The organism is Rhodococcus sp. P14 (genome assembly GCF_000256505.1).
Lineage (GTDB): Bacteria > Actinomycetota > Actinomycetes > Mycobacteriales > Mycobacteriaceae > Rhodococcus > Rhodococcus ruber.
Window position 1 is genome coordinate 1 of sequence record NZ_AJFC01000340.1, and the last position, 22,989, is coordinate 22,989.

Annotated in this window: 21 protein-coding genes and 1 tRNA gene; 9 read left to right on the forward strand and 13 right to left on the reverse strand. The window is 71.0% G+C overall.

From position 1 onward, the window contains the following. On the forward strand, nucleotides 1-1,130 hold a 1,130-nt coding region (locus OEY_RS0124205; RefSeq protein WP_029540204.1), incomplete at its 5' end, for a selenium-binding protein SBP56-related protein. Between the two features lie 154 nt (nucleotides 1,131-1,284). Here OEY_RS0124205 and OEY_RS0124210 read toward each other — a convergent pair. The 5 genes from OEY_RS0124210 to OEY_RS0124230 all read right to left on the reverse strand — a co-directional run bounded on the left by OEY_RS0124210 (nucleotide 1,285) and on the right by OEY_RS0124230 (nucleotide 5,601). Further along, a tRNA-His gene (locus OEY_RS0124210) sits at nucleotides 1,285-1,362 on the reverse strand. Nucleotides 1,363-1,445: 83 nt separating this feature from the next. Then, nucleotides 1,446-2,045: an oligoribonuclease gene (gene orn, locus OEY_RS0124215; RefSeq protein WP_010596338.1), complete on the reverse strand. Its 600-nt coding sequence runs from the start codon at nucleotides 2,043-2,045 to the stop codon at nucleotides 1,446-1,448. Between the two features lie 156 nt (nucleotides 2,046-2,201). Continuing rightward, nucleotides 2,202-3,005 (reverse strand): mycolate reductase, encoded by an 804-nt coding sequence (cmrA, locus tag OEY_RS0124220; RefSeq protein ID WP_010596339.1) that lies wholly within the window; start codon nucleotides 3,003-3,005, stop codon nucleotides 2,202-2,204. 26 nt (nucleotides 3,006-3,031) lie between these two features. Next, nucleotides 3,032-5,059 carry an NADPH-dependent 2,4-dienoyl-CoA reductase gene (locus tag OEY_RS0124225; RefSeq protein WP_010596340.1) on the reverse strand — a complete coding sequence of 676 codons (2,028 nt, stop codon included), beginning with the start codon at nucleotides 5,057-5,059 and terminating at the stop codon, nucleotides 3,032-3,034. Then, the gene (locus OEY_RS0124230) at nucleotides 5,056-5,601 is read right to left on the reverse strand and encodes a PadR family transcriptional regulator (RefSeq protein WP_010596341.1); all 546 of its coding nucleotides are present in this window, start codon (nucleotides 5,599-5,601) and stop codon (nucleotides 5,056-5,058) included. Before OEY_RS0124230 ends, OEY_RS0124225 begins: the two co-directional genes overlap by 4 nt. Before the next feature lie 164 nt (nucleotides 5,602-5,765). Here OEY_RS0124230 and OEY_RS0124235 point away from each other — a divergent pair, with 164 nt between their 5' ends. Further along, nucleotides 5,766-7,100 (forward strand): MFS transporter, encoded by a 1,335-nt coding sequence (locus OEY_RS0124235; protein ID WP_010596342.1) that lies wholly within the window; start codon nucleotides 5,766-5,768, stop codon nucleotides 7,098-7,100. On the opposite strand, the gene OEY_RS0124240 is transcribed toward OEY_RS0124235, so the two are convergent. After that, entirely contained in the window at nucleotides 7,085-7,906 is an 822-nt protein-coding gene (locus OEY_RS0124240; protein ID WP_010596343.1) for an acyl-CoA thioesterase, read from the reverse strand. The two genes, OEY_RS0124235 and OEY_RS0124240, sit on opposite strands and share 16 nt — an antisense overlap. Nucleotides 7,907-8,001: 95 nt before the next feature. On the opposite strand from OEY_RS0124240, the gene OEY_RS0124245 reads away from it, so the two are divergent. Then, nucleotides 8,002-8,652, forward strand: a complete 651-nt coding sequence (locus tag OEY_RS0124245; RefSeq protein WP_010596344.1) for a TetR/AcrR family transcriptional regulator — start codon at nucleotides 8,002-8,004, stop codon at nucleotides 8,650-8,652. A 117-nt stretch (nucleotides 8,653-8,769) separates the two neighbouring features. Here OEY_RS0124245 and OEY_RS31435 read toward each other — a convergent pair whose 3' ends face one another. The 5 genes from OEY_RS31435 to OEY_RS0124270 form a co-directional block, all read right to left on the reverse strand. Continuing rightward, the gene (locus OEY_RS31435; protein ID WP_010596345.1) at nucleotides 8,770-8,892 is read right to left on the reverse strand and encodes a hypothetical protein; all 123 of its coding nucleotides are present in this window, start codon (nucleotides 8,890-8,892) and stop codon (nucleotides 8,770-8,772) included. Nucleotides 8,893-9,121: 229 nt separating this feature from the next. Beyond that, a complete protein-coding gene (locus OEY_RS0124255; RefSeq protein ID WP_010596346.1) occupies nucleotides 9,122-9,598 on the reverse strand; it encodes a hypothetical protein in 477 nt (158 codons plus the stop codon). 86 nt (nucleotides 9,599-9,684) lie between these two features. Continuing rightward, nucleotides 9,685-10,608, reverse strand: a complete 924-nt coding sequence (locus OEY_RS0124260; protein ID WP_010596347.1) for an SGNH/GDSL hydrolase family protein — start codon at nucleotides 10,606-10,608, stop codon at nucleotides 9,685-9,687. 22 nt (nucleotides 10,609-10,630) lie between these two features. Continuing rightward, complete coding sequence (locus OEY_RS0124265; RefSeq protein WP_010596348.1) at nucleotides 10,631-11,470, reverse strand: alpha/beta fold hydrolase; 840 nt, start codon at nucleotides 11,468-11,470, stop codon at nucleotides 10,631-10,633. A 23-nt stretch (nucleotides 11,471-11,493) separates the two neighbouring features. Then, nucleotides 11,494-12,195, reverse strand: coding sequence for a TetR family transcriptional regulator (locus tag OEY_RS0124270; RefSeq protein ID WP_010596349.1), 702 nt, complete (start codon nucleotides 12,193-12,195; stop codon nucleotides 11,494-11,496). Nucleotides 12,196-12,290: 95 nt separating this feature from the next. On the opposite strand from OEY_RS0124270, the gene OEY_RS0124275 reads away from it, so the two are divergent. Genes OEY_RS0124275 through OEY_RS0124285 form a run of 3 tightly spaced genes read left to right on the forward strand, consistent with a single transcriptional unit; the run spans nucleotide 12,291 to nucleotide 14,876 of the window. After that, nucleotides 12,291-13,403, forward strand: coding sequence for a ferredoxin reductase (locus tag OEY_RS0124275; RefSeq protein ID WP_010596350.1), 1,113 nt, complete (start codon nucleotides 12,291-12,293; stop codon nucleotides 13,401-13,403). Nucleotides 13,404-13,429: 26 nt separating this feature from the next. After that, the gene (locus OEY_RS0124280) at nucleotides 13,430-14,635 is read left to right on the forward strand and encodes a fatty acid desaturase family protein (protein WP_010596351.1); all 1,206 of its coding nucleotides are present in this window, start codon (nucleotides 13,430-13,432) and stop codon (nucleotides 14,633-14,635) included. A 13-nt stretch (nucleotides 14,636-14,648) separates the two neighbouring features. Further along, nucleotides 14,649-14,876, forward strand: coding sequence for a hypothetical protein (locus OEY_RS0124285; RefSeq protein ID WP_006939021.1), 228 nt, complete (start codon nucleotides 14,649-14,651; stop codon nucleotides 14,874-14,876). Nucleotides 14,877-14,986: 110 nt separating this feature from the next. Here the strand turns inward: OEY_RS0124285 and gdhA are convergent, their stop codons facing one another. Continuing rightward, nucleotides 14,987-16,330 (reverse strand): NADP-specific glutamate dehydrogenase, encoded by a 1,344-nt coding sequence (gene gdhA, locus OEY_RS0124290; protein WP_010596352.1) that lies wholly within the window; start codon nucleotides 16,328-16,330, stop codon nucleotides 14,987-14,989. A 138-nt stretch (nucleotides 16,331-16,468) separates the two neighbouring features. Beyond that, entirely contained in the window at nucleotides 16,469-17,152 is a 684-nt protein-coding gene (locus OEY_RS0124295) for a GntR family transcriptional regulator (RefSeq protein ID WP_010596353.1), read from the reverse strand. Between the two features lie 153 nt (nucleotides 17,153-17,305). On the opposite strand from OEY_RS0124295, the gene OEY_RS0124300 reads away from it, so the two are divergent. From OEY_RS0124300 to OEY_RS0124310, 3 genes are all read left to right on the forward strand, one after another. Then, nucleotides 17,306-18,964, forward strand: coding sequence for an L-lactate permease (locus tag OEY_RS0124300; protein ID WP_010596354.1), 1,659 nt, complete (start codon nucleotides 17,306-17,308; stop codon nucleotides 18,962-18,964). Beyond that, on the forward strand, nucleotides 18,961-20,352 hold the full coding sequence (locus OEY_RS0124305; RefSeq protein WP_006946639.1) for an FAD-binding oxidoreductase: 1,392 nt from the start codon (nucleotides 18,961-18,963) through the stop codon (nucleotides 20,350-20,352). The genes OEY_RS0124300 and OEY_RS0124305 overlap by 4 nt, the downstream gene beginning before the upstream one ends. Nucleotides 20,353-20,472: 120 nt before the next feature. Then, nucleotides 20,473-22,815 carry a heavy metal translocating P-type ATPase gene (locus OEY_RS0124310; protein ID WP_006946637.1) on the forward strand — a complete coding sequence of 781 codons (2,343 nt, stop codon included), beginning with the start codon at nucleotides 20,473-20,475 and terminating at the stop codon, nucleotides 22,813-22,815. The last annotated feature ends 174 nt before the right edge of the window (nucleotides 22,816-22,989 follow it).

The following is a 22,989-nucleotide window of genomic DNA, read 5'->3' on the forward strand; positions in this document are numbered from 1 at the left end:
ACCTGGTGGTGCCGGGCATCCGCTCGTCGAGAACGTACATCCTCGACACCAAACCCGATGCGCGGCACCCGGTGGTGACACGCACGATCGAGGCCGCCGAGCTCGCCACGAAGGCGGGATACTCGCGGCCGCACACGGTGCATTGTGGACCGGGTGGCATCTTCATGTCCGCCCTGGGAGGCGCCGACGGCGCCGAGGGTCCGGGTGGTGTCGCGCTGCTCGACCACGACACGTTCGACGTCATCGGAGCCTGGGAGGCCGAGCACGGCGAGCAGTCCCTGGCGTACGACGTGTGGTGGCACCTGAAGCACGACACGGTGATCACCTCCGAGTGGGCCACGCCGTCGATGATCGAGAACGGACTGAACGCCGAGGACCTCCTCGGCCGCAGGTTCGGACACCATCTGAATTTCTGGAGCATGTCCGAGCGCAAGCCGACGCAGCGCATCGATCTCGGCGACGAGCATCAGATGGTTCTCGAACTCCGTCCGGCGCACAATCCTTCCGCGGCGTTCGGGTTCGTGGGCGTCGTCATCAGCGTGGAGGATCTGTCGGCGTCGGTGTGGATGTGGCACAAGAGCGACGACCGGTGGGCGGTGGAGAAGGTGATCACCATTCCGGCGGAGCCGGCCGACCCCGACGATCTGCCGCCGGCGCTGAAACCCTTCGGCGCGGTACCGCCGCTCGTCTCCGACATCGACCTGTCGGTCGACGACCGTTGGCTGTACGTCTCGTGTTGGGGCACCGGAGAACTCAAGCAGTACGACGTCGGCGACCCATTCCACCCGCGGGAGACGGCATCGGTGCGCCTCGGTGGGATCGTGGGCCGCGCGCCGCATTCGGCGGTTCCGGACCTCCCGATCGCGGGAGGCCCGCAGATGGTGGAGATCAGTCGCGACGGGCGTCGGGTCTACGCCACCAACTCGCTCTATGCGGCCTGGGACGAGGTCTTCTACCCGGACGGTGTGGGGGCGTGGATGGCGAAGTTCGACGCCGATGTCTCTGCCGGCGGCCTGGTCGTCGACCGCGGGTTCTTCCCGCACGGCGACGACTTCCGCGGACTTCGAGTGCACCAGACGCGCCTGCAGGGCGGGGATGCGTCCAGCGACTCGTACTGCTTCACCGGGTGAGCGTCGTCGCACGGCGCCTTCCGCCCCACCGTCTGGGCAAACCCGATGGCTGCCCGGACCGTGTTCGGACGGGGGCGCTGGTGCAGAGTTCGATACACGCCGCCGAAAACAGGCGAGTCCCTGACCGGCTTCCGCCGGTCAGGGACTCGCCCTGTGGGGGTGAGTGACGGGACTCGAACCCGCGACAGCCAGGATCACAACCTGGTGCTCTACCAACTGAACTACACTCACCATCGCATTCGCGATCGGCCTGGGCCGGTTGCGCCTGCGGTACAGATACTAGCCTGAGTTTGCCGGAAACGGCGAATCCGCAGGTCAGGCCGGGCCCAACTCCTTCGTGACGGCGGCGATCTCGGCGGACGGGGGGCCCGGAGGCGCGACGAACGCGGTACGCCGGTAATACCGCAACTCGCGAATCGACTCCTTGATGTCGGCGAGCGCCCGGTGCGACAGGCCCTTGGCCGGTTGGCCGAAGTAGATCCGCGGGTACCAGCGGCGGCACAGCTCCTTGACGGAGCTGACGTCCACCATCCGGTAGTGGAGGTAGGCGTCGAGCTCGGGCATGTCGCGAGCGATGAACCCGCGGTCCGTCGCGATCGAGTTGCCCGCCAGGGGCGCGGTGCCGGCCTCCGGGACGTGTGCCCGGATGTAGTCGAGCACCGTCTTCTCCGCCTCGGCGACGCTCACCGTGGACCTGCGCACCTCCTCGGTGAGCCCCGAGCGCTCGTGCATCTCGGTGACGACGTCGGGCATCGCGGCGAGTGCCTCGTCGTCGGCGTGGATGACGATGTCCACCCCGTCTCCCAGCACGTTGAGATCACTGTCGGTGACGAGGGCGGCGATCTCGATCAGCTGGTCGCTGTCGATCCGCAAGCCGGTCATTTCGCAATCGATCCACACAAGTTTGTCCTGCACGAAACACAGCGTAGTCAGCCCGGTCGTGGCGATACGGTCACGGTGACCATTCCACGGCCGCACGTGGACGAGGAGGACACCGGATGACGGTCGATCCGACGCCGGGCCCGGTGTGCCGTTTGGGCTGCTCCCGCAGCCCAAACGGCACACCGGGCGCTACGCGCCCAGCTTCTTGTAGAAGGCGCCGACGATCGGCGCGACGACACCGCGCGGGGTGTAGTTGCCGGCGACGGACATCGCCTTGCTGATCAGGCCCGGCACGATGCGCATCTTGTTCTCCGCGAGCGCGTCGAGCGACACCTTCGCGGTGTGCTCGCTCGAGATCCACAGGAAATCCGGCACGAGCCTGTCGACGATCGACGCCTCGGCCGGGTCCGGGGTCTCCGTGCGCACCGGGCCCGGCGCCAGCAGCGTCACGTGCACGCCGCTGTCCTTCAGTTCCCCGCGCAGCGACTCGGAGAAGGTGTTGACGAACGCCTTCGTCGCCGCATAGGTCGCGTTGTTGGGTATCGGCATGTTGCCCGCCGCGGAACCGACCATCAGGATCGCCCCGGATCGGCGCTCGACCATCTGCGGCAGCACCGCGAGGGTCAGATCGTGCACGGCGACGGCGTTCAGTTCGACCTGAGCCCGTTCGTAGGCCGGATCGAGCTGGGCCACCGGGCCGAACGTCGCGATGCCCGCGTTGTTGCACAGGATGCTGATCGGGCGCTTGCCGAGTTCCTCGACGAGCGCGGTTCGTGCGTCGCGGTCGGACAGGTCGCACGCGCGGACCTCGACGGTGACGCCGTGCTTCGCCTGCAGCGTCGCCGCGAGTTCCTCCATCACGTCGCCGCGGCGGGCGACGAGGATCAGCGAGTGCCCGCGCGCGGCGAGTTCGGCGGCGAGGGCCTCGCCGATGCCGGAGGAGGCGCCGGTCACGACGGCTCGGGCGTCGGGGGTGGGAGTCGGCAGAGTCATGGTCGCTCAGCGTAGCGGCGGCCGGTTCAGATGCGATCCGCGAGGCGGGTGCCCTGCTCGATCGCGCGCTTGGCGTCGAGCTCCGCGGCGACGTCGGCCCCGCCGATGACGTGGGTGGTCACGCCCGCGGCGGTGAGCCGATCGACGAGGTCACGGACCGGTTCCTGCCCCGCGCAGATCACCACGTTGTCGACGTCGAGCACCTTCGGGTCACGGCGCTCCGCACCGAAGCTGATGTGCAGGCCGGCGTCGTCGATCCGCTCGTAGTTGACACCGCAGATCTCGTGCACCTTCTTGTGCTTCAGGGACGCCCGGTGCACCCATCCGCTGGTCTTGCCGAGGCCCTTCCCGATCGGGCCGGGCTTGCGCTGCAGCAGGAACAACTCCCGCGGCGACGGCGACGGGCGGGGCGCGGTGAGTGCCCCCGGGGCGGCCTTCGGGTCGGTGACGCCCCACTCGCGCTTCCATTCGGCCAGGTCGAGGGTGGGGGAACGGTCGTGGGTGAGGAACTCGGAGACGTCGACGCCGATCCCGCCCGCCCCGATCACGGCGACACGGGCGCCGACGGGCGCACCGTCCCGGACGACCTGCGGGTAGGACAGCACGCTGGGATGATCGATGCCGGGGATTGCGGGCACGCGGGGGGTGACGCCGGTCGCGACGACCACCTCGTCGTACGCGCCGATCAGGTCGTCGGCGCCCGCGCGGGTACCGAGGCGGACCTGCACCTTCGTCAGCTCCAGCTGGCGGCGGAAGTACCGCACGGTCTCGGCGAACTCCTCCTTGCCGGGGATGCGGCGGGCGATGCCGAACTGGCCGCCGATCTCGTCGTCGGCTTCGAACAGGGTGACGGAGTGGCCGCGACGGGCCAGGTTCACGGCCGCCGCGAGTCCGGCAGGTCCGGCGCCGACGACCGCGACGGTCTTGCGGCGGCGGGTGGGGGCGAGCAGCAGTTCGGTCTCCCGGCCGGCGCGGGGGTTGAGCAGGCACGAGACGTGCTTGTTGACGAAGGCGTGGTCGAGGCAGGCCTGATTGCAGGCGATGCAGGTGTTGATCTCGTCGGGTACGCCGGCGGCGGCCTTGCGGACCCATTCCGGGTCGGCCAGCATCGGCCGCGCCATCGAGATCAGCTGTGCGTCGCCGCGAGCGAGGATCTCCTCGGCCGTCTCGGGCATGTTGATCCGGTTGGAGGCTGCGACCGGGATCCCGACGTGCTTCGCCAGCTCGGCGGTGACGTCCGCGAACGCGGCGCGCGGGACGGAGGTGACGATGGTGGGCACCCGCGACTCGTGCCAGCCGATGTCGGTGTTGATCAGCGTGGCGCCCGCGCGTTCGATCTCCTGGGCGAGGGCGACGATCTCGTCCCAGCGCTGGCCGCCGTCGACGAGGTCGGCCATGGACAGCCGGAAGCAGATCGCGAAGTTCGGCCCGACGGCCTCGCGGGTGCGGCGGACGATCTCGACGGGCAGCCGGCGACGGTTCTCGGCGCTGCCGCCCCACGCGTCGGTCCGGCGGTTGGTGCGCTCGGCGAGGAACTGGTTGATGAAGTACCCTTCGCCGCCCATGATCTCGACGCCGTCGTAGCCGGCCTGCTGGGCGAGGCGGGCGCAGCGGACGTAGGCGCGGATCTGCCGCCGCACCCCCCACGAGGTGAGCCTGCGCGGGCGGAACGGGTTGATCGGTGCCTTGATCGACGACGCGGACACACTCAGCGGCCAATAGCTGTAGCGCCCGGCGTGCAGGATCTGCAGCAGGATGCGGCCGCCTTCCGCGTGGACCGCATCGGTGATCGTCCGGTGCCGGCGGGCCTCGAGCCGGTTGGTGAGTTTGGCGCCGAACGGCAGCAGCCAGCCGGTCCGGTTGGGGGCGTAGCCGCCGGTGACGATGAGGCCGACGCCGCCGCGGGCGCGCTCGGCGAAATACGCGGCGAGGCGACCGGTGTTCCTGGCCCGGTCCTCGAGACCGGTGTGCATCGAGCCCATCACGACCCGGTTGGGCACGGTGAACGGCCCGAGATCGAGGGGGGAGAGCAGGTGGGGATACGGATTCGTCACGTGTTGTCCTCGATGGTGAGGGCGTCGAGCACTTCCTGGCACCAGTCCGCGAAACCCTGCTCGACGCGGATGCCGCCGCGCAGGACCAAGTACTGGTGGAGTGAGGGCCCGGTGAGCCGGTGAGGTGCGGGGAAGTCGCGTTTCTCGATGGTGCGGTACACCTCGAGGCGTGCGGCGTGGGCGTCGCGGTGGCGGGTGAGCTCCGCGAGGAGGGCGGGGAGGGTGTCGGGCCCGGCGGCGCGGATCTTCACGGCCAGGTCGCTGCGTAGTTGCTCGGGGTCGGAGGGCTGGGAGATCCAGCGGTCCAGTTCGGTGCGTCCAGCGGCGCTGACGCGGTAGACCTTCTTGTCGGGTCGCCCGTCCTGGGGCACGGTGCGGCCGGTGATCCAGCCGCTCTCCTCCATCCGCCGCAGCACGCGGTAGATCTGCTGGTGGGTTGCGCTGTGGAAGAAGCCGATCGACTTGTCGAACCGGCGGGCGAGCTCGTAGCCGGAGCCGGACCGCTCGACGAGTGCGGCGAGCAGCGCGTGTTCCAGTGCCATGCCGCGAGTATGCACCGAGGTGCATATGCAATCAAGTGCACATTGGAGAGGACGTCCGCGAACCACCCGGTCAGCCGCGAACGCGATTGTGTTCGCGGCTGACGGGGGATCGCGCGGATCGTCAGAGGCCGGTTCTCGGCGCGACGATCTCCTAGGCTGCGGGCATGAGTGCGCACACGGACGCCGTCGCCGGGATCGGGGAGGCCACCTCGCGGCGCCAGGTCTTCGCCTGGGGCATGTGGGACTTCGGGTCGTCGGCCTACCACGCGGTGGTGCTGACCTTCGTCTTCTCCGTGTATCTCACCGACGCCGTGGGCGACGACCTGCCGGGGTCGATGTCGGCGAGCACGTGGCTCGGGTGGGCGCTGGGCATCTCGGGGTTCGTCATCGCGATCACCGCCCCCGTCTCGGGGCAGCGCTACGACGCGGCCGGCCGGCGCAAGCGGTCCCTCGCGGTGCTGTCCTACACCGGCGTCGCGCTCATGGCGGCGATGGTGTTCGTGCGCGACGACCACCGTTACCTGTGGCTGGGCCTCGTGCTGCTGGGGGTGTCGTCGGTCGTCGTCGAACTCGCGCAGGTGCCCTACAACGCCATGCTCCGGCAGGTCTCCACCGAGGAGAACATGGGCCGGGTCTCCGGTCTGGGCTGGGCCATGGGCTACGTCGGCGGGCTGCTGCTGTTGCTGCTCGGGTACTTCGGTTTCATCGCCGGCGACGGCGACACCCGCGGCTTCCTCGGGGTGAGCACCGAGGCCGGTCTCAACATCCGCCTGGTGGTGCTGGCCGCGGCGGTGTGGTTCGCGATCTTCGCCGTCCCGGTGCTGCTCGCGGTGCCCGAGGTTCGGCCCACCGGCGCCGATCCCGGCGCGGAACGGACCGGGATCGTGCACTCCTACCGGGTGCTGCTGCGCGACCTCCGCGAGCTGTGGGCGATGGACCGGCGCACCGTCGGCTATCTCGGCGCGTCGGCACTGTTCCGCGACGGTCTGGCCGGGGTGTTCACGTTCGGCGCGGTGCTCGCGGTGAACGTGTACGGCATCGACGCCGCCGACGTACTGCTGTTCGGTGTGGCCGCGAACGTGGTGTCGGCGCTCGGTGCCCTCGCGGCGGGGCGCTTCGACGACCGGGTCGGCCCCAAGGCGGTGATCGTCGCCTCACTCACCGCCATGATGGCCGTCGGCATCGTGCTGCTTCTGGTGTCGGGGCCGGTGATGTTCTGGATTTTCGGTCTGCTGTTGTGCCTGTTCGTCGGGCCCGCGCAGTCGTCGGCCCGCACCTTCCTCGCACGCATCACCCCCGCCGGACGGGAGGGCCAGATGTTCGGGCTCTACGCGACGACGGGCCGCGCCGTGTCGTTCCTGGCCCCGACCCTGTTCGGGCTCTTCGCCTGGACGTTCGGCGCGGACCGGGCCGGAATCGCCGGTCTGCTCGTCGTGCTCGGCGCCGGGCTGGTGGCGCTGCTCGCGGTGCGGGCCCCGGAGGGTCAGTCCTTGAAGTAGACGAGCTGGTGGCTCGTGGCGAGCAGCGTGCCGTCGCGGCTCCACAGCTGGGCGGCCTGGTCGAAGTAGCCCTGCGAGAAGCGGTGCGTGCGCGCGGTGCCCAGCACGAAGTCGTCGCTCTGGGCGTCGAGCTGTGCGGCGTCGGCGTGGAAGTACACGGTCAGGGACACGGTCCCGGCCGGCATGTACCGGCCGCGCCGCAGGAACACCCTCGGGTAGAAGACGTCGCACAGCGCCGTCAGCGCCGGGAAGTCGAGTGGGCGGACCGGTGCGTCGCGCACCCACAGTGTCGTGGTGGAGTCGGGGTGCTCGCCGGCGTCCTGCTCGGGCACCGCGCCCTCGACGAACCGCATCTCGTAGTTGCGGGCCCAGGCGATGAAGTCCGGAAAGGTCCGGGCGGGAACCGTCTCCGCGGGCGGCACCTCCGGAACGTCGAGTTCGGTGTCCGACCAGGTGTCGCGGCGGGTGCCGAACACCGCGGTGGCGGTGGTGGTGACCATGCCGTCCTGCGTCAGCTCGAGCAGCCAGTGCTGGTTGGTGCGGTTGGTGCGGACCGCCCGCACGGTGATGTCGAACTCGCCGTCGGCGACCGGGCCGGCGTAGTTGACGGTCAGGGAGATGGGATCGCCGAGCCGGTCCGGGTGCTGCTGGACGGCCCGCAGCAGGGCGGCGGCGGTGACGCCGCCGAACGGGCCGACCATGTTCGTGTACTCGGGGCTGGTCCGCCCCCGCGTGTGACCGTCCTCCGTGGGCTCGAGCGCCACGGCGGCGTCGAAGGGGTGGGGCGGGGCGGCGATCTCGGTCACGACGACTCCTCGGGAAGAACGGGTCCGTTCCGGCGCGAACCGGACTTAAGTATGACAACATACATAGAAATCGGCGGCAAGAGCGGAGCAGGAACATGGCGAGGCGCAGCGACCCGACCACCGGCCCCCGTGCCGCGATGATCCGCAGCGCGATCCGGCTCATCCGGGAGCGGGGCGTCGCCGCGACCTCGTTCGCCGACGTGCTCGCCCACAGCGGAGCGCCCCGCGGGTCGGTGTACCACCATTTCCCGGGCGGAAAGGCGCAGCTCGTCGAGGAGGCCACGCGCAGCGCCGCCGATCACCTGGGCGACGGCGTGACGCGGGTGCTGGAAGCCTCGGACACCCCCGGTGCGCTGCGGGCGCTCGCCGACCTGTGGCGCCGCGGGCTCGAGGACGGTGACTACGCGGTCGGCTGCCCGATCGTCGCGGCCGCCCTCGGCACCGAACGCGGCGCCCGCGACGTCGCAGGCGTCGCGTTCGAGACCTGGTGCGACCTGCTCGCCGACGCTCTCGTCGCGGACGGGGTCGGTCCGGAACGCGCACGGTCGCTGGCGGTGCTCGTCGTCGGCGCGCTCGAGGGCGCGCTGGTGCTCGCCCAGGCACAACGCAGCTCGGCGCCGCTCGACGCGGTGGTCGACGAGCTCACGGTCCTGTGCCGATCGGCGATCGACCCTGCTGTCGGGCCGTGTTTCGGAAGTGTGGAATCACCAGGCCGTTCGGGCGGTGAGGCGTGTCGCGAGCGCTGAATGAGCGGAGATTCCGGAGAGGGTTCATCGAGGGAGGGCCCGGCACCGCTGCGACGGGGATCGAATGCCTTCTGTTGCAGCACACCGGCTGAGTGCTTCGAGTGTCAGCACCGTCGACTATTCGGTGGACTTGGGGTGCGCAGTGCCGGCGGCCTTGATCCACAGGGTGCGGCGAGCGGTGTCGACGAGATACCACAGCCGTCCGCCGGCGGTGACCTCGTACTGCCACTGCTCCGTCACCGTCCCGCCGTGCGCGGCGGTGGCCAGAGAGCCTTTGAGTTGATGGTGTCGCGAGGTCGGTGCCGGTGTCTCGGGGCGGGCGCGCAGCTCGTTCCACGCGGTGAGGGTGTTCGACGGCGCCTGCTGACACAGCGCTTCCCACCCTTGACGGCGTCGGTGGTGGCGAACCGTAACTCCCACCCGCCGGTGGGGTCGGCGGGCGGGGCGACCCGGTCACCGCGTTCGGGGCTCACGCAGCGCCCGGCGGGGAAACCACACCGTGGTCTTCGTCGGTGTCGGCGGCGAGCAGGGCCGCAAGGTCCGGATCGGCCAGCGCTTCGGCGGTGTGCCGCCAGGCATCGATCACCTGTACCGCCGGGGCCGGGTTGTCGAGCGATTCTGCAGCGCGCAGCGTCGAGACCAGCTCGAGCACCAACTCCTGGACCTCCTCGCGAGAGAGGAACGTCACCCACGGGAACACCTCGGGCAGCACCTCGGTCACCAGCTCCCGCGCGCGGGTGTCACGTCGCATCACCGCCACGAACATCCGCGTCGTCACCGACGCCGCCGCGTGCTCGAGCTCCGCCCGCGCCGCGGTGGTGAGCACCAGGTCCTCCGCGTCGCGCCGGCGCACCCGCAGCGACCGCGCCGGTGGGCGCCGGAGCCGCTCGACCGTGGCCTTGCCCCGCAACTGCAGGTCCGAGAACGACACCTCATCCATGCGCATACTTTAAAATTGCTTCTAAAGTCATGGTCTGTCGAGGCCCGCCACTCCTCGGATGGACCGAAGCGACGATCGCGATCCGGTCCGATCTAGTCCGCGATGGTGACCAGCACCTGTTCCGCGGCGTTGCGATGGCCGTCCGCGTTGGGGTGCAGCGGGGCCGCCGGCTGGGACGGGAACAGGCCCTCGGTCCAGCGTTGCGCGGCCGGCTGGCACGCATCGTGCCCCACTGTGGACTCGCGCAGGTCGACGTAGTCGACACCCGCCGCGTCGGCCTGCTGCCGCATCGCGGCGTTGAGTCGGTCGATCTTGGCCTGCAGGTACGTCGCGTCGTCCGGCAGGATCGGCTGATCGGGATAGCAGCCGCCGTCCCGGATCCCGGTCGGGTAGCCGACCAGCAGGATGCGCGCCTGCGGGGCGCGGTCGCGGATCTCCTGCACGATCGCGCCGTAGGTCGGCGCGAAGTCGTCGATCGCGCGATCCACGAGATCGACGCCGTCGCGGACGTTCGCGGTCGCGCACAGGGGTCCGGCCGGTGCCGAGGCCCTTCCGGACGAGCGATCGAGCGCGAGACACGACCCGGCCAGCGCGACCAGGCCGATGTCGTTGCCACCGATCCCGACGGTGACCAGCTCGGTGTCGGGGGTGAGCGCCTCGTACTGGGCGGCCACAGTGGAGCCCGACGAGACTACTTGGGGCCCTGACAGGTTCGCTGTCGTCGCGGAACTGCACGACACGTCGCGGAAGTCCTCGATGCCGAGTGTCCGGGCCACGGCATGGGGATAGTTGCTGCCCGAGCGGGCGCATGCCGGGTCGACCCGGGGCGGGATCATCGGGCCTGCCGTGAACGAGTCCCCCAGGGCCACATAGGAACTGTAGGCCGGACCCGGATCGGACCCGGTCGACGCCCCGGACCCGGTCGACGGCCCGGGATCGGTGCAGGCCGCGGCGGCCAGCACGGAGAAGGCGGCGGCCGCGACCGCGCCGATCCGGCGGTGCCGTGCCGTGGTCACGGCGTCTCGTGCGGACATCCGCTCACGGCCGGTCGTCGATCCGGGCGAGGATCGCCTTCGCCAGCGCGTCCGGCGCCTCCTCGGGAACCCAGTGGCTGACGTCGTCGAGGACGACGAATTCGTATGGCGCGTCGACGAACTCGCCGCAGCGCTCGGCGCCCGCCCGGCCGAGGGCCGAATCCGCTGTGCTCCACACGTAGGTGGTGGGCACCCGCACCGGCGCGAGTTCGGCGAACTCGCGTGTCATGGCGCGGTACCAGTTGAGCGTGGCGGTCAGGGCGCCGGGCTCGGACAGCACGCGCACGTACTCGTCGATCGACTCGGAGCTCACCCGGTCGCCGTACATCGCGCGCAGCCGACGAGCATCGTCCTCGAGCAGGACGTGCTCGGCCTTTCCCTCCTGCCGGAGCAGCTTGATGTAGGCCGCGCGGGCCTGCTGATCGGCGTCCTCGCGCAAGGCCCAACCGTAGGCCGCGGGGTGCGGCACCGACACCGCGGTCAGGGTCGTGATGCGGTCGGGGTGGTGTGCCGCGACCTGCCAGGCCACGGCCGCCCCCCAGTCGTGCCCCACCAGGTGGGCCCGGTCGAGCCCGGTCGCGTCGAGCAGCCCGACGACGTCGCCGACGAGCAGGTCGACGGTGTAGGCCGCCACGCCGTCCGGGCGGGCACCGGGGGAGTAGCCCCGCTGGTCGGGCGCGAGTACCCGGAGTCCCGCCTCCGCGAGCTGCGGGGCGACGGACTCCCAGCTGCGGGCGGTCTCCGGGAAGCCGTGCAGCAGCACGACCGGCGTGCCGTCGACGGGCCCGGCGGTGTGGACGTCGAAGGTGAGGTCTCCGAGGGTGACGCGCGTGGTCTCGAACATGGCGCCCACCGTACGGGTTGCCGTCAGCGGTGGGTAGGTCTCCAGGCCCCCATGCCGAGAACGATGAGACGCATCTGTTTCTCGGCGCGCGCCAGGACCTCGGCTTCCGCCGGTCCGCCGGGCCGGTCCACGTCGAGCAGTTCGAGCACCACCTCGAGCATGGCGGTCACCAGCAGGTCGGCCGCCATCTCCAGGTCGTCGACCTCCCAGTCCGCCATGCCGGGCATGCGGGAGAGGTCGACGGAGAGTTCGCTGGTGATCAGCCGCAATTCGACGGTGACGGTGCGCGCGACGGCCGGTTGCCCGCCGTGGCGCTCGCGGGCGAGGAACCGGAACGCCTGTTCGTGGGCGCGGACCTGCCGCACCAGGGTCTCGAGCGATGCTCGCGCCGAGGACGGGCCGCGCGCACGCCGGGCCTCGCGCAGCAGCCGGCGGAGCATGCGCATGGTGTCGGCGGCGAGCGCGACGCCGAGTTCTTCCATCGAGTCGAAGTGGCGGTAGAACGCCGTGGGCACGATTCCGGCCCGACGGGCCACCTCGCGCAGGCTCACCGTGGCGAAGCTGCGATCGGCCGAGAGCTCGAGCGCGGCGTCGAGCAGGGCCTGGCGGGTGCGCTCCTTGCGCGCAGCCCGCGTCGCGGGTTCGGGAACGGGGGCTGCGGACACGGGTTCGAGTCTAGGCAGTGCGGTGAACCGGTGGCCGGGGACGGGGGTGACGGCGGCCACATCGACGTTGACAGCGGGCCGGGCGGGCCTGGCACACTGAGTTCAGTGCACGTTTGTACACTGAAATTGGAGACTCGCTCGAGAGGAGCGACGCCATGACACTGCTTCATCGCGCCCGACGCGCCGCGGGGCCGGATATCGGACGAAAAGCCCTGATCAAGGCGCTGAACGTGCTCTCCGCCCCGCATCACCCGGACCGGTACCTCGAACTGGCCGATCCGCTCCTGGCCGTGCAGCACACGCGCGCCCGGATCACGAACGTTGACCGAAATGTCCCGGGTGCGGTGACGCTCGAGCTGCGCCCGGGCCGGCCCCTGGAGTTCCGGGCCGGTCAGCACCTGCAACTCGGCGTGGTGGTGGACGGCGTGCGGCACAGCCGCAGCTACTCGCCGGTGAGTTCCCAGCATCGAGCCGACGGGCGCATCCAGCTCACGGTCGGGGTGCGACCGGACGGCGTCGTCTCGCGGCACCTGCACGAGCACGCCACCGCGGGCGACGTGGTCGACCTCGCGGCGGCCACCGGCGAGTTCTGTCTCCCGGCGGAGCGGCCGGAGCGGCTGGTGCTCGTCAGCGGCGGCAGCGGCATCACTCCGGTGCTGTCGATGCTGCGCACCCTCGCCGACGAGGGCCACTCCGGAACCGTCGCGTTCCTGCACTACGCGCCCACCGCCGCGCACGTGCCGCACCGCGACGCGATCGAGTCCCTGGCCGGCGCCCACGCCGGCGTCGACGTGGCCTTCGCCTACACCCGGGCGGACGACGGTGCGTTGCGTGGCCGCTTCGACCGGAGTCATCTCGAGCGGGTCGCCCCGTGGTTCGCCGGCGCACCCGCCTACGTCTGCGGCCCGGCCGGGCTCGTCGACAGCGTGCGGGAGGTCTACGGCGACGCCGGCGCCGCGCACCTGCTGCGCACCGAGCAGTTCACCCCGCCCGTCGTCGTCCGCGACGACGACGCGAGCGGCACCGTCACCTTCGCCGCGTCCGGGGTCCGCGCCGAGAACAGCGGCGTCACCGCCCTCGAACAGGCCGAGGCGGCCGGGCTCACCCCGCAGCACGGGTGCCGCATGGGAATCTGCCACTCCTGCACCGTGACCCGGCTGTCCGGCGGCACCCGCGACGTGCGCACCGGCGAGATCGACGACGAGCCCGGCGCCGAGGTGCAGATCTGCGTGAACGTCCCCGTCGGCGACGCGGCCTTCGACCTCTGACCCACTCGAAACAATTGGAGGACACCATGTTCGGTTTGTCCATCCCCCTGTCCCTTCCGCTGCCGGCGTTCCTGTCCGGCCGTCGCGATCCCGACCCGTCGCCGGTCGTGCTGCGCCGCGAGCAGGTCGAGGAGATCGGCCGCGAACTCGACGCCCTGCGCGAGCGCACCGTCGCCTCGCTCGGCGCGGCCGACCGCGAGTACATCTACCGCATCGTCGGGGCGCAGCGGCGCTTCGAGATCGCCGGTCGTGCCCTGTTGTTCGTGGGCTTCCTGCCGCCGGCATGGGTGGCGGGCGTGGCCGCGCTGAGCGTGTCGAAGATCCTCGACAACATGGAGATCGGCCACAATGTGATGCACGGCCAGTACGACTGGATGCGCGAGCCGGAACTGAACTCCCGCACCTTCGAGTGGGACACCGTATGTCCCGCCGACCAGTGGCGGCACTCGCACAACTACCTGCACCACACCTACACCAACATCCTCGGGATGGATCGCGACGTCGGCTACGGCATCCTGCGGATGGATCCGGCGCAGCGCTGGCACCCCTACTACCTCGGCAATCCCGTCTACGCGACGGGGCTGATGCTGCTGTTCGAGTGGGGCGTGATGCTGCACGACGCCGAGGTCGAGAACGTCGTCGCCGGCAAACGCAGCTGGCGCGACGTGATCCCGCTCGCCCGGGGGTGGTGGCGTAAGGCGCGCGGGCAGGTGGTCAAGGACTACGTCGCGTTCCCGCTGCTGTCCGGGCCGATGTTCGTGCCGACGCTGCTCGGCAACGCGGCCGCCAACCTGGTCCGCAACGTGTGGGCGTTCTCCATCATCTTCTGCGGGCACTTCCCGTCCGGAGTGCAGTCCTTCACCGAGGAGGAGACCGCGCACGAGACCCGCGGCGAGTGGTACGTGCGTCAGCTGCTCGGCAGCGCGAACATCACCGGCACACCGCTGTTCCACATCATGTCGGGCAATCTCTCGCACCAGATCGAACACCACCTGTTCCCGGATCTTCCGGCGCACCGGTACCCGCAGCTCGCGCCGGAGGTGCGGGAACTGTGCGAACGCTACGGGCTGCCCTACAACACCGGGGGCCTGCTCGCCCAGGTCGGCTCGGTGTGGCGCAAGATCGTGAAGCTGGCCCTGCCGCCGAGCTGGGTCTCCGAGGAGCCCACGACGTCGGTGCTCATCGAGCGCAGCGTGCCCGTCGCGGGTACCCTCGCCCACGACAGCGCCTGAAGGGGGCACCGCCATGGTGGGTAGGTTCGAACGCAACAAGGACACGCTCCAGGAACTGACCGAGTCCGCGGCGACGCACGTCGGCAACATCGCCGGCATCATCACCGGCGCGGTCCGCGAGGTCACCCGGGAGGTCGGGGACTGGATCAGCGACGGCATCGAGATGCGGGAGGCCGCCCGCAAGGCGAGCGCCGACGACGAGCGCGTCGCAGAGCCGCCGTCCGAGCCGTCCGGCGGGTAGGCGAAGAACGCCGGGTAGGCGAAGAACGCCGGGAGCTGAAGAACACACAGACAGCGCGGGGCGGGCACCGGGATCCGGTGCCCGCCCCGCGCCGTCGGCGTGTGTTCGGATCAGATGACGCCGAGCGCGAACATCGCGTCGGCGACCTTCACGAAGCCGGCGATGTTGGCGCCGTGGATGTAGTCACCGGGCTTGCCGTACTCGGCTGCGGTCTCCACGCAGTTCTGGTGGATGTCGCGCATGATGCCGGCGAGGCGCTCGTCGGTGTAGTCGAAGTGCCACGAGTCGCGCGAGGCGTTCTGCTGCATCTCGAGCGCGGAGGTCGCCACACCGCCGGCGTTCGCCGCCTTGCCCGGGGCGAACGCGACGCCCGCCTCGCGGAACACCGCGATGCCACCGGGGGTGGTGGGCATGTTCGCGCCCTCGGCGACGACCCGCACGCCGTTGTTCACCAGGGTCTTCGCGGCGGTCTCGTCCAGTTCGTTCTGGGTGGCGCAGGGGATGGCGACGTCGCACGGCACGTCCCAGATCGAACCACCCGGGAAGTACTGCGCGTCGGGACGCTCGTCGAGGTACTCGGAGATGCGGCCGCGCCGGACCTCCTTGATCTCCTTGAGCAGCTCGAGGTCGATGCCGTTCTGATCGACGATGTAGCCGGAGGAGTCGGAGCAGGCGATGGCGATGCCGCCGAGCTGGTGCACCTTCTCGATCGCGTAGATCGCCACGTTGCCCGAACCGGACACGACGACCTTGCGGCCCTCGAGGGAGGAGTTCACGGACTTGGCCATCTCCGCCACGAAGTAGGCGACGCCGTACCCGGTGGCCTCCCGGCGTACCTGCGAGCCGCCCCAGGTCAGGCCCTTGCCGGTGAGCACGCCGGACTCGTAGGAGTTGGTCAGGCGCTTGTACTGGCCGAACAGGTACCCGATCTCGCGTCCGCCGACGCCGATGTCGCCGGCCGGGACGTCGGTGTACTCGCCGATATGGCGGTGCAGCTCGGTCATGAAGGACTGGCAGAAGCGCATGATCTCCTGCTCCGAGCGACCCTTGGGGTCGAAGTCCGAGCCGCCCTTGCCGCCGCCGATGGGCAGGCCGGTGAGGGCGTTCTTGAAGATCTGCTCGAAGCCGAGGAACTTCACGATGCCGAGGTTGACGCTCGGGTGGAAGCGCAAGCCGCCCTTGTACGGGCCGAGCACGCTGTTGTACTGGACCCGGAAGCCGCGGTTGACGTGCACGTTGCCCTGGTCGTCGATCCACGGCACCCGGAAGATGATCTGCCGCTCCGGCTCGGTCAGCCGTTCGATGAGGCCGGCTTCGAAGTAGCGGGGGTGACGCTCGAGGACGACATGCAGGGACTCGAACACCTCGGCGGCTGCCTGATGGAACTCGGGTTCACCGGCGTTGCGCGCCTTCACCTGTTCGTAGATCTCTGCAATGCGGTCCCGGGTCGACACGCTCACCACCTGACTGTGAGGAAACTGTTACATGGCGTTAACACGTTGAATCATAGGCGCAGGCACCGGGCATCCGATAAAAGGGGGCAGTATGCCCGGGCTCCGGGCGTCGAGGGTGTCGGCCGAACCGGGGGACGGCTACGCGGGCTCGGGAAGGGTGGCTTCCGGGCCCGGGCTGCCGCCGAGCGCGGCGACGAGGCGTTCGCGTGCGCGTCCGAGGTGCCGGGTGATCACCTCGACCGCCGCATCGCCGTCGCCGGCCAGGACGGCGTCGAGGATCTGCTGGTGTTCGGCCGCGATGCTCGTGGTGGTGAGCAGCTGCTTGCCCTGCACCTGCACCATGCACAGCCGCACCTCGGACACGAGCGAGCCGAACATGCGGCTGGTGCGCGGGCTGCCCAGCGCGTCCACCAGGGCGGTGTGGAAGCGCATGTCGGGTTCGACGACGGTGAGCGGGTCGGCCTCGGTCATGGCCGAGATCTCGGCGTTGGCGGCCGACGCCGCCGGAGGCACCGCCCGGGTCTCGGCGAGCGCGCGCAGCACCACCGATTCCAGGTGCGCGCGGGTGCGGTAGATGTCACGCACGTCGTCGGGGCCCAACTGGGGCACGCGGGCGGTCTTGTGGGCGCTGCGCTGCAGTAGGCCCTCGCCGACGAGCTTCTCGATGGCGGCCTTGGCGGTCGGCCTGGCGACTTCGTAGGCGCGGGACACCTCGGCTTCGGTGAGGGCGTCCTCGTGCGTCAGCTCCCCGGCGAACACGCGCCGCCGCAGTTCCAGGGCGAGGGCGTCGACGATCGACAGGGCCTCGACGCGTCCGACCAATGCCCCGCTCCTTCCCGGCTCTCCGCGCACCCGCACGGACCTGCGCGAACACGAGCATTCTTGCACGACGCCGCACATGCATTCTTGACAGGAATGTGTACTTGTCTGACAATTCTGGGAAACGGTGACAGGCATCACAACGAGAGGCGCGCTATGTACCAACAGACACTCGACCCGATCGGCGGCTCACTCGCCTGGTCGGCCGTGGTCGCGGCGATCCCGCTGGCCGCGATGTTCGTCATGCTCGGCGTCTTCAGATGGAAGGCGCACCGCGCGGCCCTCGTCGGTCTGGCGCTCGCCGTGCTCGCGGCGGTCGCCGGGTGGGGCATGCCGCTCGGCCAGGCCGCCGCCGCGACCGCCGAGGGAGCCTTCTACGGCCTGTTCCCGATCTTGTGGATCCTCGTCAACGCCCTCTTCGTCTACAAGCTCACGGTTGTCACCGGCTGGTTCGAGGAGCTCGGCCGGGTCATCCGGTCCATCTCGGACGACCAGCGCATCCTGGCCATTCTCATCGCCTTCTGCTTCGGTGCGCTGCTCGAGTCGCTCGCCGGATTCGGCGCGCCCGTCGCGATCTCCGCGGCGATGCTCATGGCCGCGGGCATGGCACCGCTCAAAGCCGCGTGCACGTCCCTGCTGGCGAACACCGCGCCCGTGGCCTTCGGCGCGATGGGTGCCCCGATCCTCGCGCTCGCCGGGGTCACCGGGCTGCCGCTCGACGACCTGTCCGCGATGGCCGGCCGGCAGACGCCGTTCGTCGCGGCCGTCGTGCCGATGGTGATGGTGTTCCTCGTCGACGGCCGCCGCGGAGTTCGGCAGACCTGGCCCGTCGCGGTCGTCGCGGGCCTGACCTTCGGCCTCGCCCAGTTCGTCACCGCGAACTACCTCACTGTCGAGCTCACCGACGTCGTCGCCGCGATCGTCACGGTCGGCGCGGTGCTGGGCATGCTGAAGGTGTGGCAGCCGGAGGAGCGCCTGGTCGCCACGACCGACACCGCCCTCACCGCACCGGTCGGCGCCGGCACCGCGGTCGGCATCGCCGCCCCGCCGTCGCGTTTCGACGGATACAGCCGGACGCGGCGCACGCTGCTGGCCCTCGCCCCGTACCTGACGATCATCGCGATCTTCACCGTGGCGCAGATCCCGTTCGTCAAGACGTGGCTCACCGAGATCGGCACCGTGTCGTTCCGCTGGCCCGGACTCGACATCGTCGACGTCGACGGCAAGCCGCTGAGCGCGCAGACGTTCAAGCTCGACCACCTCAAGGCCACCGGCACCCTGTTGCTGCTCGCCGGGGCCGTCACGGCCGGGATGTACGGGATCGGCGTACGCCGCGCCGTCCGCGCCTACGCCGACACCCTCGTGCAGCTGCGCTGGACCATCGTCACCGTCACCTCGGTGCTCGCGTTGGCCTTCGTGATGAACCTGTCCGGTCAGACCGCCGGCCTGGGCATGGCGCTCGCGTCCGCGGGCGGGGTGTTCGCCCTCGTCTCGCCGCTGATCGGCTGGATCGGCGTGGCCATCACCGGATCCGACACGTCGTCGAACTCGCTGTTCGGCGTCATGCAGATGACCGCCGCGCAGCAGGCCGGGCTCGACCCGGTGCTCATGGCGGCGGCCAATTCGTCCGCGGGTGTGCTCGGCAAGATGCTCTCGCCGCAGAACCTGTCGGTCGCGGTGGCCGCGGTCGGCCTGGCCGGGGCGGAGGGTGTCATCCTGCGCCGTCTGATCGGCTGGAGCCTCGGGTTGCTCGTGTTCCTCACCGTCGTCATCTACCTGCAGTCCACCCCCGTTCTCGATTGGATGGTTCCGTGAACACCAGCGTCGTGACTCCCGTCCCCGACACCGAGCCGGTCGTCGCCGCGCTCGTCGACGCCCTCGGCGACGCCGTCGTCACCGATCCGGACCGGATGCTCGCCTATCGGCGCGACCAGTCGCTGCTCACGCCGGCCGGGATGCCGCTCGCCCTGGTCCGGGCGCGGGACACCGACGACGTCGTCGCCACCCTGACGATCGCGCACCGGCACGGCATCCCCGTCGTCACCCGCGGCGCCGGCACCGGTCTCGCGGGTGCGGCCAACGCCCTCGACGGCGGCATCGTGCTCAGCGTCGAGAAGATGAACGCCATCGTCGAAATCGACACCGAATCACGCACCGCCACAGTGCAACCCGGGGTGATCAACGGCGATCTCGCCGCCGCGGCCGCCGAGCGGGGGCTGTGGTACGTGCCGGACCCCGGCAGCCGCGCCGTCTCCACCATCGGCGGCAACCTCGCCACCAACGCCGGCGGCACCTGCTGCGCGAAGTACGGGGTCACGGCCGACCATGTCGCCCGCATCAAGGCGGTGCTCGCCGACGGGCGGATCATCCACACCGGCGCCGTCACCCGGAAGAACGTGGCGGGACTGAACCTCACGCAACTGCTCGTCGGGTCCGAGGGCACCCTCGCCGTCATCGTCGAGGCCACCGTGCGGCTGCGCGCCGCCGCCACCGCGGCCGCCACGGTGGTCGCGAGCTTCCCGGAAACCGCGCAGGCCGTCGCCGCGGTGCTGGCGATCCGCGAGCAGGCCGAGCCGTGCCTCGTCGAACTGATGGACCGCACCACCATCGCCGCCGTCAACGACATGACGCACATGGGACTCGACGACACGGCCGGTGCGCTGCTGCTCGTCCAGTGCGACGGGCGCGACGCCGCCGCCGAAGCGCAGGTGTGTGCGCGGGCCTGTACCGCGGCGGGCGCCACCGAGGTGTACGACACCGCCGACCCGGTGGAGGGGGAGGAGTTCATGGCCGCGCGGCGGGTCGCGCTCACCGCGCTCGAGCGATGTGGCAGCACCCTGCTCGACGACCTGGCCGTTCCCGTGCCGCGGCTGCCCGAGATGCTCGCGGCGATCGAGGCGATCGCCGCGCGGCACGAGCTGCTCATCGGCACGTTCGGGCACGCGGCGGACGGAAACCTGCATCCCACCATCGTGTTCGACGCCGCCGACGAGGTCGTCGCGGGGCGCGCCCGGCAGGCGTTCGACGAGATGGTCGCCGAATGCCTGGCGCTCGGCGGTTCGATCAGCGGAGAGCACGGCATCGGGGTGCTCAAACAGCCGTACCTCGAAACCCAGGTCGGCACGGTCGAGCGTGCGCTCATGCAGCGCATCAAGGCGGCGTTCGACCCGAGCGGGATTCTCAACCCGGGGCGCGGGATCTGACCGGCCGGCGACCCCCGGGGACGGACCCGTCGACGGACCTCCGTCCCTACCCGGCCGACGGCTGGTGGTGGCACGGTGGGAGGGGACATCGGCACCGGTGCGGAACGGGGGAGTGCGGCAGTGGCGACACAACCGGAATCCACGCGGCGGGAGCGGCTGCGCCGCGCCTTCGAACCCGCGCTGCTCGCCGTCACCCTCACCGCCCTGACGGCCGGGGGCATCGCCTGGCTTCTCGGTGCCCACGCCGTCGCCGACGCCTGCTGGATCGCCGGCACCGTCGTCGCGATCGTGCCCGCGACCTGGTGGGTGATCGACGCGCTGCGCCGCGGCCGCGTCGGGGTGGATCTGATCGCGGTGCTCTCCCTGGTCGGCACCCTGCTGGTCGGCGAGTACGTCGCCGGGGCGCTGATCGGCGTGATGCTCGCGTCGGGGCAGGCCCTCGACGCCGCCGCGGAACGCCGCGCCACCAAGGACCTGCGGGCCCTGCTCGAGCACGCCCCGCACACCGCGCGCCGCCGCGTCGGCGACGAGGTGCAGGTGGTGCCGCTCGGCGACGTCGTACCCGGGGACACCCTGGTCGTCGGGCCGGGCGAGGTGGTGCCGGTCGACGGCTGGGTCACGTCCGAACTCGCGGTGCTCGACGAGTCCGTCCTCACCGGCGAGCCGATGCACGTGCAGCGCCGCACCGGGGAGGCCGTGCGCAGCGGCGTCGTCGCCGCCGGCGGCGCCTTCGAGATCCACGCCCGCGCCACCGCCGAGGACAGCACCTACGCCGGCATCGTGCGCCTGGCCCGCGAGGCCGCCGCCGAGAGCGCCCCGGTGGTGCGGATCGCGGACCGGGTCGCCGCGTGGTTCCTGCCGCTGTCGCTGACGGTGGCGGGGCTCGCGTGGCTGTTCAGCGGGTCGGCGACCCGTGCCGTCGCCGTGCTGGTGGTGGCCACCCCGTGCCCCCTGCTGCTCGCCGCGCCCGTCGCGATCGTCTCCGGTCTCTCCCGCGCCTCGCGCCTGGGGGTGGTGATCCGCAGCGGCGGCGCACTCGAGAACCTCGGGCACGCGACGACGCTGGTGATGGACAAGACGGGCACGCTCACCAGCGGCCGGCCCGCCGGCGCCGACATCGTCACCGCACCCGGGGGCGACGGCGCCGAGCTGCTGCGCCTGGCGGCCTCCGCCGACCAGCTCTCCCCGCACGTGCTCGCCGAGGCCATCGTGCAGGAGGCGAAGATGCGCGGGCTGACCCTGTCGCTGCCCACCGACGTCGCCGAGCAGGCCGGCACCGGCGTGGCCGCGACCGTCGACGGCCGGCGCGTCACCGTCGGCAGCCTGCCGCTGCCCGCCGATGCGCCCGGCTGGGCCCGGGCGGTGCTCAGCCGTGCCGCGCTCGACGGCGCCGTCGTCGCCTGGGTCACCGTCGACGGCGACCTGGCCGGCGCCCTGCTGCTCGTGGACCCGCTGCGCCGCGACGCCGCCCGCACGCTGCGGCGGCTGCGCTCGGCCGGGCTGGACCGGCTGGTCATGCTCACCGGCGACCGTCGCGAACCGGCCGAGGAGATCGGCTCCGTCCTCGGCCTCGACGGGGTCTATGCCGAGCAGACCCCGGCGGACAAGGTGAACGGTGTGCGTGCCGAGCGGGAGTCGGCGGTGACGGTGATGGTCGGCGACGGCGTCAACGACGCCCCCGCCCTCGCCGCCGCGACCGTCGGCGTCGCGATGGGCGCCCGCGGATCCACGGCGAGCTCGGAGGCGGCGGACATCGTGCTCACCACCGACCGCCTCGACCGGCTCGCCGATGCCATGGAGATCGCGCGTCGCTCCCGGCGTATCGCCGTGCAGAGCGCCACGGTCGGCATGGGCCTGTCGCTGGTCGCCATGGGCTTCGCCGCGTTCGGCTACCTGCCTCCCGCGGTGGGTGCGCTGCTGCAGGAGGGCATCGACGTCGCGGTGATCCTCAACGCCCTGCGCGCCCTGCGCGGCGACCGGGACCGGGAGCTGGCCCTGCCCGACGACACCGAGGCGATGCTGCACCGGTTCTCGGCCGAACACGACGTCCTGCGTGACGAGCTGTCGATCCTGCGCGACACCGCCCAGCTGCTCGCGTCCGGCGATCGGCCCGCCGCCCACACGGCGCTGCGCCGCGTCGACGCGTTCCTGTTCGACACGCTGCTGCCGCACGAGCAGGCCGAGGACAGCGAGCTGTACCCGGCGCTCGCGGTGCCGCTCGGCAGCGGGGAGGCGACCGCGACGATGAGCCGGATGCATGCCGAGATCGACCGGCTCAGCCGCCGCCTGCGCACGCACCTGGCGCAGGCCGACGCCGCCGGCGGGCTGCGACCGGACCAGTGCGACGACCTGCTCGCCTGCCTGTACGGGCTGTACGCGCTGCTGCGGCTGCACTTCGTGCAGGAGGAGGAGAACTACTTCACCCTCGCGCCCGAGGCCGAACGGGCGGACGGCTCGGCATGACCGGTCCGGGCGGACGGCTGCGGCCGTACGTATCCGGTTCTGCCGGTGCGATGTTCGCGGTGGGACGGCCGGGTCAGCGCCGGGCTTCGGCCGCGATCATCGACAGAGTCGGCCGTGCCATGGCCCGCACGAACGGCCCGGCCGCCGTCCAGTAGCGGCGGGAGAGGCTGCGGG

What these genes read in the sequence shown, in the direction of transcription:
- OEY_RS0124255 (WP_010596346.1), bottom strand. Translation starts at nt 9,598, where the DNA reads ATGCGCATGGATGAGGTGTCGTTCTCGGACCTGCAGTTGCGGGGCAAG.
- cmrA (WP_010596339.1), bottom strand. Translation starts at nt 3,005, where the DNA reads ATGACTCTGCCGACTCCCACCCCCGACGCCCGAGCCGTCGTGACCGGC.
- OEY_RS0124235 (WP_010596342.1), top strand. Translation starts at nt 5,766, where the DNA reads ATGAGTGCGCACACGGACGCCGTCGCCGGGATCGGGGAGGCCACCTCG.
- OEY_RS0124265 (WP_010596348.1), bottom strand. Translation starts at nt 11,470, where the DNA reads ATGTTCGAGACCACGCGCGTCACCCTCGGAGACCTCACCTTCGACGTC.
- OEY_RS0124280 (WP_010596351.1), top strand. Translation starts at nt 13,430, where the DNA reads ATGTTCGGTTTGTCCATCCCCCTGTCCCTTCCGCTGCCGGCGTTCCTG.
- OEY_RS0124245 (WP_010596344.1), top strand. Translation starts at nt 8,002, where the DNA reads ATGGCGAGGCGCAGCGACCCGACCACCGGCCCCCGTGCCGCGATGATC.
- OEY_RS0124230 (WP_010596341.1), bottom strand. Translation starts at nt 5,601, where the DNA reads ATGGCACTGGAACACGCGCTGCTCGCCGCACTCGTCGAGCGGTCCGGC.
- OEY_RS0124285 (WP_006939021.1), top strand. Translation starts at nt 14,649, where the DNA reads ATGGTGGGTAGGTTCGAACGCAACAAGGACACGCTCCAGGAACTGACC.
- OEY_RS0124300 (WP_010596354.1), top strand. Translation starts at nt 17,306, where the DNA reads ATGTACCAACAGACACTCGACCCGATCGGCGGCTCACTCGCCTGGTCG.
- OEY_RS0124275 (WP_010596350.1), top strand. Translation starts at nt 12,291, where the DNA reads ATGACACTGCTTCATCGCGCCCGACGCGCCGCGGGGCCGGATATCGGA.